Source organism: Nostoc sp. UIC 10607 (assembly GCF_047228265.1).
Taxonomy (GTDB): Bacteria; Cyanobacteriota; Cyanobacteriia; order Cyanobacteriales; family Nostocaceae; genus Nostoc; species Nostoc foliaceum_A.
The window spans coordinates 82,736-94,564 of record NZ_JBIQNW010000010.1; the positions used below are offsets into that span (position 1 = coordinate 82,736).

The window sequence follows — 11,829 nt, forward strand, 5'->3', positions numbered from 1 at the left end:
ATTTCAGGTAAATCCTGAAAATCTACATTTAAATGAGGTCGATTTATTTAGCGTGACTGCTGGAATTTATTGCGTAAAAATATTGCTGTTGAATTCATTAACAGCAGCACAATCATCAAAACAACAATACCAGCAGCAGCATTCTGGTGAAACTCTACTTGAGGGCGAGAAACCCAGTCAAAAATTTGAATTGGCAGTGCTGTAAAAGAACTTTGCAAACCTTGTGGAGAAAGCTGAGGCAAGAAAGTAATAAACCCAACAGCCCCAATTACAATCAATGGAGCCGTTTCACCGATCGCTCGTGAAAGTGCCAGAATAGTACCGGTAAGTATACCCGGTAAAGCAATGGGGAAAATTTGTTCTCGGATGATTTGCCACCTGTTAGCACCAAGGGCAAAACCTGCTTGTCGCAAACTATCGGGAACCGCACGTAGCGCTTCACGAGTAGTAATGATGATAATTGGTAGAATCAATAAACTTAAAGTTAAAGCACCAGCTAGTACTGTGCGTCCCTTAGTTATTGGTTCCATTACCCGCACAAAAATTTGTAAGCCCAGCAAGCCATAAATAATTGATGGCACTGCGGCTAAATTTGCAATATTGATTTCAATTAACCGAGTAAACCAGTTGTCCTGGGCATACTCTTCTAAGAAAATTCCTGCGCCTACTCCTAAAGGAAATGAAATTAAAGCCGTTATTACCAAGAGCCAAATAGTACCAACTAAGGGAGCTAATACTCCAGAAGAAGAGGCACGACGCGAGGAAAAACTGGTAAGAAAAGACCAATTCAACCGTCCAACACCGTCAGTTAAGACATCAATGAGCAAAATAGCTAATATCAACAACGCAAATAAAGTTGCAACCCAAGTAGCGATCGCAAAAACTTTGTCAAGGTTGTAGCGTTTATTGATCGATAGGTTAAAGTTCGGATTTGTCCCAGAGTCAGACAGATTTGTAGAGTCAATATTGCCCTTTGTCATTCGTATTTCTCCCGGAAGCGACGAACAAACCAGTAACTAAAAATATTTAGGGCTAAGGTTATGAGAAATAAAGTCATACCCACCGCAAAAATAGTTTTATAGGCCAGTGAGCCTGCTGGTGTGTCTCCTTTACTTACTTGGACAATGTATGCTGTCATTGTCTGAATGGGCACTAGCGGATTTAAGCCCAACTGAGGATTTTGACCAGCCGCGATAGTAACAATCATTGTTTCACCAATCGCGCGGGAAATAGCCAAGATAAAAGAAGCTACTATCCCAGATAAAGCCGCTGGTAAAACTACTGAAATAATTGTTTCCCGCTTAGTTGATCCCAATGCATAGGCACCTTCCCGCAAACTACGCGGAACTGAATAAAGAGCGTCTTCACTCAAAGAAGCTACCAGAGGGATAATTGAAATTCCCAATACTATACCTGCACTCAAAGCATTGAATCCCTGCATCCCTGGGATGAATGTTTGAAGAAAGGGTGTAACTGTGAACAATGCAAAGTAACCAAACACAACAGTGGGTACCCCTGCCAATACTTCTAAGGCTGGCTTTAGCCATTTGCGAAGTTTAGCTGGAGCATACTCACTTAAGCAGATGGCGGCTAACAATCCCAGTGGTAAAGCTACTGCGATCGCAATTACAGATATGAGCAATGTGGCGCTAATTAGCACCATGATTCCGAACTGCTTATTAGTAAACAGCGGTGTCCATTGTGTATCTGTTAAAAACTGCCAGATCGAAACTTCTTGAAAAAATTCAACAGTCTCAAAAATCAGTGTTAAGACAATGCCAATCGTGGTTACAACCGAGATCAAAGCAAACAAGGCGAACAGGACTTTGACGCCAGTTTCTACTCGTTTACTCAAAGTCCGATTAGGCTGCCATAAGTTGGAATTACCTGGTTGATTAGATAACGGGTTGTAAGTCATTTGCGGACAACCTCATAAATTCAAACTCTCTTTGTATGTATGGACACACTACCATTCTATGAGAACTGGCCTTAGGCTGGAAATAAAGCTTACTTTCAAGACCATAAGCCTTAAATAAAGCCAGTATAAGCAGACTTTTTTTGACAAGCTCCTACTTCCAGCTACTAGGGCTTAGTGCAAATTGTGCAGATAAACTCGCATTTTCAAAAAAGTAATTAGTGGATAATTCTTACTTTTCTTGCTTGAGAAGGTCTTTTAAAGTAACACCCACTTGAGAACCCTTACCCTCAAAAATCGAACCTACTTTTCCACTATTAAAGCGTCCCTGAACTTCAGTCAGTAGATCGCTAGGTAAAGGTACATAGCCCACTTCTGTAACTAGCTTTTGGTTTGCTGGAGCATAATTGAAATCAACAAAAGCCTTGACTTCAGGACGAGTCGCCGCAGTTTTCTTAACGTAGATAAACTCTGGGCGCGAAAGCGGCTGATAAGTACCATCGCCGATGGTTTGTGGACTTGGCTGAACACAGCCCTTACCACCATCAATGCCAACCAGCTTTAACTTCTCTTTGTTGTTCTCATAATAGGCATAGCCAAAGAAGGCTATACCACCTTGATCAGCGCTCACTCCCTGTACCAAGGTGTTGTCATCTTCACTAGCAGTGAAATCCCCTCGGCTTTGCCCTTCTTTACCGACAACGGCTTGAGTGAAATAGTCGTAAGTACCAGAGTCAGTACCAGGGCCATACAAACCTATTTTCTGTGCAGGAAATTTCGGGTTAATTTGGTTCCATTGGGTAATTTTGCCTTGAGCCGCAGGTTCCCACATTTTCTTTAGTTCATCAACTTTGAGGCAAGCTGCAAAGTTGTTTTGGGGGTTAACCACTACAGATAGACCATCGTAAGCAATTGGCAATTCAATGTACTCGATATTACCTTTTTTACATAGTTCCACTTCTTCCGGCTTAATGGGGCGGGAAGCATTAGAAATATCAGTTTCACCCGCACAGAATTTCTTGAAGCCGCCACCTGTACCAGAGGAAGCCACAGTAACTTGCACCCCAGGATTAGCCTTTTGAAACTCTTCTGCCATCGCCTCAGAAATAGGATAGACGGTACTAGAACCATCAATCTGGACTTTTCCAGATAAATTTGATCCGGTTGCTGTGTTGGTGGCTGGGGTAGCGCCGCCATCAGCTGCTGGGCTAGAGTTGTTAGAAGCTTGATTATTATCGCCGCAAGAGCCAATACCAATTGCTAGAGCAACCAGGGGAGCAACCAACTGCACCTTTGAAGAGAACATAAGGATCTTTATAAATGATGCTATGGATTAACAGTATGAACATTAGCACCCAAAAGTAAGACAAAGGTTAACAAACGGTTAAGTAAATGCTAATACATACTTATAATTCCTAAAATTAAAGTTAGCAAAGGCACATATTAAGACGGATAAAGCCTTGAAGTCATGATACAAATTATACCATTAATTAGTGTTGCACAAAGTAAAATACAAATAATAATTTGGGTACGTTTTAAATATTTTTTTGAGATTGCACATTTTAAAATAAATTTACTGCTATTAATTATCAATTAACAAGCAGCTTTAAGGTAAGGTATTCCGCAGTAAGATTGAAACCCCTCCTTGCCATTTGGGTTCTGCATACCCCTACGGGGAAGGAAGCTAGCAGTATAAGCAAAGCTAAGGTGGGAGAGTTCATAGATTAATGTTTATACTGGTTCCTGTTGGTTTTTTCTTTTGCCTTTCCCTGGTTGTCTGATAAATGTTTGCTGCTTCCAATCAATTACTATGGTCTATGATTGGCTTACTCCTGACAATGGGTGGTACTTTCCTAGAAGCTTATGGCATCACCTTACCTTGGAGTTGGAGTAGGCACGGAATTCAGACTTTTTCTTTAGGTGTCACTTTTCAAATTGGTGCAGTGCTACTGGTAGGTTGCTTAGGGGGCAAAAATGCCGGTGCCCTGTCGCAAATTGCTTATTTAGTGATGGGTTTAACGTTATTACCAGTATTTGCCGATGGCGGCGGTATCGGTTATATCAAGTTATCTCAATTTGGCTATTTGCTAGGCTTTATTCCTGGAGCTTGGATTTGTGGCTTGTTCGCTTTTAAAGCTAGACCTCGACTGGAAACTCTAGCCTTTAGTTGCATCTGTGGCTTGTTAACTCTCCATCTATGCGGTATTACTTATTTGATTATTAGCTATATTTTTCAGTGGAAAGGCACAGAAAATCTACCCTTGATGCAAGCAATCCTCAGATATTCCTGGTTTGCACTACCAGGGCAACTAACTGTGGTCTGTGCCATTACTGTAATAGCATATGTATTGCGTCATTTAATGTTTTATTAATTTATTGTCCTTTGTCATTTGTCAAAAGCTCATGACCAATGAATGACCCTTACGCGTGACGCTCGTTTGCCTTCGGTGTCTCTCCTTGGGAAAGGAATTGCTAACGCTACGTTATCACCAGTAGCTCCTATGAGCGGCTGTGTTGGGTAGGCAATGCCCAACTTGTATCCCTTCTGGAAGGCAAGCTACGCGCAACATCTCCCCTTGGGAGAAGGAACTGACGTGGTTTCCACACAACTTGCTACAACTTTAGGAGACTTCCTAATGCAGTGGCTCGCCTTCTCCCAAAGGGAGGAATAGCAACTGTGCTGCCTCAATAATGACCAATGACCAATGACTAATTCACCATGCGTTTAAAAAATCGCCTTTTCTGGATCGCTGCCTTCATAGCTTTTTTCTTAGACCAAATAACAAAATACTGGGTGGTGCAAACCTTTAGCTTAGGGCAGACACTACCACTCTTACCTGGGATATTTCACTTCACCTATGTCACTAACACTGGTGCCGCTTTTAGTCTGTTAAGTGGGAAAGTAGAGTGGTTGCGATGGCTATCTTTAGGAGTGAGTTTAGTATTGATAGCGTTGGCCTTGTTTGGCCCAACGTTAAACTTATGGGATCAGTTGGGCTATGGCTTGATTTTAGGTGGAGCTATGGGCAACGGTATTGATCGCTTTGTTTTAGGCTACGTCGTTGATTTTCTTGATTTTCGCCTGATTAACTTTGCTGTATTTAATGTGGCTGACTCATTTATCAGTATCGGTATTGTTTGCCTGTTAATTGCTTCCTTGCAAAAAACACCAACTTCAACTGGCAGGTCGCATTAAACTATTAAGCCTGGGATTAATCATCCCAGGCTATCGATTTTTGAAATCCTTGCTCAGTCTTATATGCGAGGACTTAATTTATTGGTTTTAGCGATTTTGACTTTTCATCTTATACCAGTTCACATAACTGGTGTAAGAAGTCAAGATGCACTGACAATCGCTGAAGACAAACTAGTATTCAGATTATGCCCCAGCTTTTAATTTAATTACCTGGGGTAGGAGTGTTTGGCGAACTAGAGCCTGGAATTGTACTCGGAGAACTCATACCTGGTTCGGTAGTGCTGCCAGGAGTACCAGACTCAGGTGAAGTTGAGCTTCCTGGTTCGGTAGTGCTACCAGGAGTACCAGGTTCATTTGGGGTGACGGTTCCTGGTGCTGGAGTTAAATTGCTAGGAGTGCCAGGTTCAGTTGGGCTGATGGTTCCTGGTGCAGTTGTGCTACCAGGAGTGCCAGGTTCAGTTGGGGTGACGGTTCCTGGTGCTGGAGTTAAATTGCTAGGAGTGCCAGGTTCAGTTGGGGTGATGGTTCCTGGTGCAGTTGTGCTATCAGGAGTGGTGGTGCTATCAGGAGTTGTGCTATCGGGCGTGGTGGTGCTATCAGGCGTGGTTTCTGCCGGAACTGTAGTGCTACCAGGAGCGCTAGGGGTGACTGCTGTGCCACCGGAACAACGGGAATTGAGTGGAAAATACTCGCACAGAATTTTCATTCCTTCCGGCGACATCTTGATTTCCGTTGGTGCACTAGTAGAGTCGCTACTGGATTGGGCTATGGGGGATTTACTGGATTCGGCTACGGCAATATTAGTGGTGAATGCCAAAGATAAAGCCGCACCAATCAGAGTCAGAGATTTTCCCATCATTCTGTAATTAACCTAAACGGAACACTCGGCCCATTAAAACAGACAATAAGATTTAGAAAATCTTCCTAAATGAATATATTTAGGTTTGTTTCAAAATATATGGATATGTAAAATTGGTAAAAATTAAATCTGCTGTCTCCTGATAACTAGTGTTTATAAATACAACAATAAATGTAATAACTGTAGTTATATAACTAGTAATATTATATAAAATAAGCCTTTGAGAATAGAGAAAAAAATGTGCCTTTGTAAATAAGTTACAAAAATAACAAACTAATTCTGGCCTTAAGCTGGTTACAAGTATAAATTAGCTCAAAAAGTACCGTATAAAAAATTTATGCTTTGGCTTATGAGTAAAATGATGAAAGACTAACATCTAAAATTGTAATTCGCCCGATTCTTCACTAAAAACTGTGATGTGAATAGCCGATGAGTTTTCCCCAACCCCCTCAAAAGCCACAAACGTTACTTGGTCAACTGACTCAAGCAGTACATACTATTCAAGCTAGGGTCGATTTTTCTAAATTGGCGCTCAAGCCTAATGCCAAAGTACCGGAACTCTGGGTGCAGGATGCGGGGGCGGATAAGGCAGAGGTATATCCACTGTTGGGCGATCGCTATATTCTAGGTCGTAGCTCCAAATCCAGCGATATCGTCATCCGTAACCCTGTTGTCAGCCAAATTCACCTATCGCTATCGCGGAATTCTACTCAGCGCACACCAGTTTTCGTCATCAAAGACGAAAACTCGACCAATGGCATTTATCGGGGCAAGCGTCGTGTTAATTCCCTGGAACTGCGTCACGGCGATATTCTTACTCTGGGCCCACCAGAACTCGCCGCTTCTGTGCGGTTGCAATACGTCGATCCACCAGCTTGGTATGTCAAAGCTGCCAGTTGGACAGCTTATGGTGTTGGCGGTGTGAGTGCCCTGTTAGCGTTAGTGATTGGCGTAGAATGGCTAAAATTTCAAGTTAAACCCCTACCTACAGCTACACGCGCTCCAGTAGTTGTTTACGCCCGTGATGGAGCCACTCCCCTAAGAGAGCCTCGGACTACCTCTCATGTAGACATGAAGCGATTAGAGGAATTTGGCCCTTATTTACCTGCTGCGGTAGTGGCTTCAGAAGATAGTCGTTACTACTGGCACTTTGGGGTTGACCCTCTGGGAATTTTACGAGCCGTGTTGATCAATAGCCGCAGCGGAGATGTGCAACAAGGAGCCAGCACTGTTACCCAGCAAGTTGCCCGCAGTTTGTTCCGCGAGTATGTAGGAAGACAGGATACCCTTGGACGCAAATTGCGAGAGGCAATTGTCGCTTTGAAGCTCGAAACCTTTTACAGCAAAGATGAAATTTTGCTGATGTACTTAAATCGGGTTTTTTTGGGGGGAGATACCTCTGGCTTTGAGGATGCAGCCCGGTACTACTTTGAGAAGTCGGCTAAAGAATTAACTTTGGCAGAAGCAGCAACTTTGGTAGGAATTTTACCTGCTCCCAACGCTTTCGATTTCTGTGGGGATGGGCCAAATAAGCTAGAAGCAGCTGAATACCGGAATCGCGTGATTAAGCGGTTGCTGGAGATGGGCAAAATTAAACCTGAAGATGCGAACCGAGCTAGACGCTCCACTGTTCAAGTTAGTCCTAAAGTCTGTGAACAGCAAGCTAAGACGATCGCTCCTTATTTTTACAGTTACGTCTTCTCTGAGCTTGAATCAATCTTGGGGGAGGGAGCCGCAAGAGAAGGAAATTATATCATTGAAACAAAGCTTGATCCAGCGATACAGAGCCAAGCAGAAGCAGCATTGAATAATTCAGTGAACAACGCCGGTAGAAATTTTAATTTTTCTCAAGGGGCGGTGGTCACACTTGACTCTAGTACAGGCAGTATCCTGGCAATGGTGGGCGGGACTGATTACAGGAAAAGTCAGTTCAATCGTGCTGTTCAAGCCAAAAGACAACCAGGTTCCACCTTCAAAATTTTTGCTTACACCGCCGCTATTCAACAGGGAATTTCAGAATCAAAAAGTTATTCTTGCGCCGCTTTACCTTGGCAAGGCTTTACTTATAAACCCTGTCGTGCTGGTGCTGGCGCTAGTTTAGATATTGCCACCGGGCTGGCTCTTTCAGAAAATCCCATCGCCCTGCGAGTTGCCAGAGAAGTCGGGCTGAATAGAGTCGTGGCAATGGCACAGCGTTTGGGAATAAAATCAACCCTTGATCCAGTTCCTGGCTTAGTATTAGGTCAAAGTGTGGTCAATGTTTTGGAAATGACTGGTGCTTTTGGCGCTATTGGCAATCGTGGTGTGTGGAATCCTCCCCATGCGATTAACCGAATTTTAGACAGTGGTGATTGCCGCGATCGCAATGATATCAAAACCTGCCGTGTAATCTACTCCTTCGACCAAGATCCAGATGCCAACAAACGAGTGCTGGCAAATGGTGTAGCCGATGAGATGACTAGTTTGATGCGTGGCGTAGTCACAAGAGGTACTGGTCGTAGTGCTGCAATTGGACTGGGGGAAGCTGGAAAAACAGGCACGACTGATAAAAACGTTGACTTATGGTTCATAGGTTTTATCCCCGGTCGGCGGCTTGTGACTGGTGTTTGGCTGGGAAACGACAATAATTCCCCTACATCTGGTAGCAGCGCTCAAGCAGCTCAGTTGTGGGGAAATTATATGCGGAGAATTACAAGGTAAATTGGGGACTGGGGACTGGGGACTAGGAAAAGGCAAAAGGTTACAGGGTGGGCAGAATTCACGTTTGCTAACTTATCTCTTCCCAATTTCCACCAATCCCCAATCCCTAGTCTCCAGTCCCCAATTACTATTGATATCCCCGCCAAGGAATAACTTCCAGCGTACCGCTAGGCTTAAATATCACTTGGAAGTGGGCAAGAGGTTCTTTATCGTTGGGAGCTGCGACGTTGGAACCGTATATAGCGTTGAACATTTTAGGAAGGGGTGTTTCTCGGAAATAGTCAAAGGCGACTTGGTTGAGTGGTTCATAGTCAGCAATTACTCCTTCTTTGTTGACTGCCACCCGATATTTCAAATCTCGCGTAAAAGTGGGAGTACCACTCCAGGTTTGGCGAACTGTACTATAAAGCTTTTGGTTTAAACCTTTGACTATATTAGAGTCAGTAATTTTTGTGCCGACAACCTCTGGTGTTCTAGCATATCCCCGCCAAGGGCTAACTTCTAACACACCTTTTGTAGTAAACACTACTCGAAATTGGGCGATCGGTTCATTGGAAATGGGAGCGCGGTTAGCTGGATTGTAAAGTACGTTAGGCAGAGGAGTTTGTCCCACTCCTAGATTTGCTTCTTTATTCAACGCTTTATAACCAACGATCGCTCCATCCGCAGCTACACCCAGACGATAGATCAAATCCTGTTGCAATCCTGAGCGATTAGTCCAAGCTGGATGAACCTGGTTGTAAACTTGACGATTCAATGCACGTAACTGGGATGGATCAGTAATTTCTGGAACTGTATTTAAAAGTGCTTCTAAATCTTTAACTGTCGGCTTTGTATTAGCTGTGGGCGTTGGTGTCGGGGTTACAGCTGCGAAGGGAGTTGCAGCAGCTGATGCTGGAGGAGTGATATTGTTTGTTGTAGAGCTAGTTTGCTCATCTGGTTTAGGCTGCGGTGGACGCATTTGGGGAGGTGGAATCAAGTTAAAGGCGATCGCTGCTACTGCTAAACTTGACACACCCACAGCAGCAGGTACAGCCTGCCTGATTAAAGCCTGACTAGCACCGCCATAGCGTCTGGTAACTGGTTGTAGTTCTAGAGAAAGCTCAGGTAAAGTTTGGCTATCGGCAAAAAACTGATCCACTGCTTCCACTAAATCAAACAACTGTACCGTATTCAAATCTATTTCAATAGGCGGCCGTTTGGAATTGTTAGAGTGATCAAACCCTTCTGGAGAGCCTTCTGAATGTATAATCAACCTGTGTCGGTTGCTGTCAATTTTCTGAAACTCTACTAGCTCCGATTCCTGGTTGTGTGCTTGCGGATTGGGTACACTACTTAAAAATTCTTGGGCATAGCCACTAACAGCCCTCACCAAACTTTCAAAAAATTCCCGCCCTCCCGTTAGCGGCTGATTGTAACCAGATAAATAACATTCTGCATTTACCAATATTGATAATTCCGGACGCATTTCCTGGAAGTGTGCAGCCCTAGTGACATCACTTAACCCTTCTAAAAGCAGTGTACAATTAGGCAAACTGTACTTACGTTGAATATTCATTCCACTTCACCGTCAAAAAGACTTATCCAGAATCGCTGCATTCCAGCTGTACCAGTACAAAATAGTAATTGTCCTAACAAATTTATAGCTAGCTCATCTAATTTTTCATCAGAACTTAATGCGAGTACACCAGAACGTCGAGCATTCATCCGGCTCTTAAAATGCGCTCTAAACCGCTCTAAGTAATTAGATAGGCGCAAATTCTGTTCCAATGGAATCTGCTTTTCTTCCATTTGTTGACATATCATTAGTAACTGGCGAATCACAACAGTTAAACGCCGCGCTATGTAGCAAGCAATGACTACCAGAGCTTTTGCTTCCATAATAGTTAAGGGACGGCGCATGTGCGCTCTCCGTAGTGGATTAGAGCTACGCATCCGCCATAAATTCACCCTGTCTTTAACAATTCCTTTTAGATCCAACTCTTGAGCAAAAGACAGGATTGCTTCCGAACCACCAAGCTCTAAAGCTTCAATTGCCAATAAAATTAAGTCAATTTGCAGCCTGGTTCTCCGAGGACACGTCTTGGAAGCGATCGCAGGATCTGGTAAAGTGTCCAGAATCATCGGCAGTGACTCTTGGGCTGCACTGTTGAACGGCGTTAAACTTGCTGAGACATTCATTCTATAAATACCTTGTGCGGTTCCAACAGACTAGGTAAAACAAATTTAAGATTCGGTAGCCAAACAAGAACATTAGACTTGTAGTAGTAGCATAACTACCTGATATATACATTACTTAACTCTTTCTACTCAAAGTTTTCCCTATATTGAAATCAAAGTTTTAAAACATAAGTTAATTCACCCCATTTATTTAGTGCAATACCTTTTCTAGCTTGGTTTAGATTCTAATTATCGTCAATAAAGGACGAAGCTTCAGCCTCGATCCCCAGCGTATGACATTATAGTGTACGATTTTTCAGGTATCTGAAAATTGGAGACTAAGGAATAAAGGCTGGGAACTAGAGACTCAGTACTGATGACTCGGTACTAAGATAGTTATGAATTTAAATTAATAATTCCTCACTCTTCACTCCTAGCTTTCCCTACTCCCCACTCCCTACTCCCCATCCCCTGTTTTATGGATTTGAAGTCTCTCGTTCGTGACATTCCAGATTTCCCCAAACCCGGAATTTTATTTCGGGATATTACTACGCTGCTGCGCGATCCAGAGGGACTGCGCTACACTATTGACTTTTTAACACAAAAATGCAATGAAGCTGAAATAAGGGCAGATTATGTCATTGGGATGGAGTCGAGGGGATTTATTTTTGGCTCACCTTTGGCTTATCAATTAGGAGCTGGTTTTATTCCCGTTCGCAAAAAAGGTAAGTTACCAGCAGCTGTTCACTCAATTGAATATGAACTAGAGTATGGTACAGACTGCCTGGAAGTACACCAAGACGCTTTACACCAAGGTAGCCGAGTTTTGATTGTGGACGATTTGATTGCCACGGGCGGAACTGCGAGTGCGACAGCAAAGTTGGTGCAAAAGATTGGCTGCGAACTAGTAGGGTTTGGGTTTATTATCGAGCTACGGGATTTACAAGGACGGACATATTTGCCGGACGTGCCAATTATCTCCCTAATTGAATATTAGTC

General features: G+C 43.3%; 10 protein-coding genes. 5 read left to right on the plus strand and 5 right to left on the minus strand.

The window, feature by feature from the left end; genetic code table 11:
* Positions 1 to 47 precede the first annotated feature (47 nt).
* The 3 genes from pstA to ACEYW6_RS12175 form a co-directional block, all read right to left on the minus strand.
* Entirely contained in the window at positions 48 to 980 is a 933-nt protein-coding gene (gene pstA, locus ACEYW6_RS12165) for a phosphate ABC transporter permease PstA (RefSeq protein WP_412979893.1), read from the minus strand.
* The gene (gene pstC / locus ACEYW6_RS12170) at positions 977 to 1,918 is read right to left on the minus strand and encodes a phosphate ABC transporter permease subunit PstC (protein ID WP_190892506.1); all 942 of its coding nucleotides are present in this window, start codon (positions 1,916 to 1,918) and stop codon (positions 977 to 979) included. The genes pstA and pstC overlap by 4 nt, the downstream gene beginning before the upstream one ends.
* Positions 1,919 to 2,147: 229 nt before the next feature.
* Positions 2,148 to 3,221: a PstS family phosphate ABC transporter substrate-binding protein gene (locus ACEYW6_RS12175; protein ID WP_190892508.1), complete on the minus strand. Its 1,074-nt coding sequence runs from the start codon at positions 3,219 to 3,221 to the stop codon at positions 2,148 to 2,150.
* Between the two features lie 478 nt (positions 3,222 to 3,699).
* Between ACEYW6_RS12175 and ACEYW6_RS12180 the strand changes: the two genes are divergently transcribed.
* The 4 genes from ACEYW6_RS12180 to ACEYW6_RS12195 all read left to right on the plus strand — a co-directional run bounded on the left by ACEYW6_RS12180 (position 3,700) and on the right by ACEYW6_RS12195 (position 8,670).
* Positions 3,700 to 4,287: a biotin transporter BioY gene (locus tag ACEYW6_RS12180; protein WP_412979894.1), complete on the plus strand. Its 588-nt coding sequence runs from the start codon at positions 3,700 to 3,702 to the stop codon at positions 4,285 to 4,287.
* Positions 4,288 to 4,634: 347 nt separating this feature from the next.
* Positions 4,635 to 5,111 carry a signal peptidase II gene (gene lspA, locus ACEYW6_RS12185; RefSeq protein ID WP_190892513.1) on the plus strand — a complete coding sequence of 159 codons (477 nt, stop codon included), beginning with the start codon at positions 4,635 to 4,637 and terminating at the stop codon, positions 5,109 to 5,111.
* A gap of 221 nt (positions 5,112 to 5,332) precedes the next feature.
* Positions 5,333 to 5,977 (plus strand): hypothetical protein, encoded by a 645-nt coding sequence (locus tag ACEYW6_RS12190; RefSeq protein WP_412979895.1) that lies wholly within the window; start codon positions 5,333 to 5,335, stop codon positions 5,975 to 5,977.
* A 422-nt stretch (positions 5,978 to 6,399) separates the two neighbouring features.
* The gene (locus ACEYW6_RS12195; protein ID WP_412979896.1) at positions 6,400 to 8,670 is read left to right on the plus strand and encodes a transglycosylase domain-containing protein; all 2,271 of its coding nucleotides are present in this window, start codon (positions 6,400 to 6,402) and stop codon (positions 8,668 to 8,670) included.
* Positions 8,671 to 8,797: 127 nt separating this feature from the next.
* On the opposite strand, the gene ACEYW6_RS12200 is transcribed toward ACEYW6_RS12195, so the two are convergent.
* Both ACEYW6_RS12200 and ACEYW6_RS12205 read right to left on the minus strand, forming a co-directional pair.
* On the minus strand, positions 8,798 to 10,228 hold the full coding sequence (locus ACEYW6_RS12200; RefSeq protein ID WP_196511822.1) for a DUF4335 domain-containing protein: 1,431 nt from the start codon (positions 10,226 to 10,228) through the stop codon (positions 8,798 to 8,800).
* A complete protein-coding gene (locus ACEYW6_RS12205) occupies positions 10,225 to 10,851 on the minus strand; it encodes a DUF3038 domain-containing protein (protein ID WP_190892531.1) in 627 nt (208 codons plus the stop codon). Before ACEYW6_RS12205 ends, ACEYW6_RS12200 begins: the two co-directional genes overlap by 4 nt.
* Positions 10,852 to 11,308: 457 nt before the next feature.
* On the opposite strand from ACEYW6_RS12205, the gene ACEYW6_RS12210 reads away from it, so the two are divergent.
* Entirely contained in the window at positions 11,309 to 11,827 is a 519-nt protein-coding gene (locus ACEYW6_RS12210; RefSeq protein WP_190892705.1) for an adenine phosphoribosyltransferase, read from the plus strand.
* Positions 11,828 to 11,829: the final 2 nt, after the last annotated feature.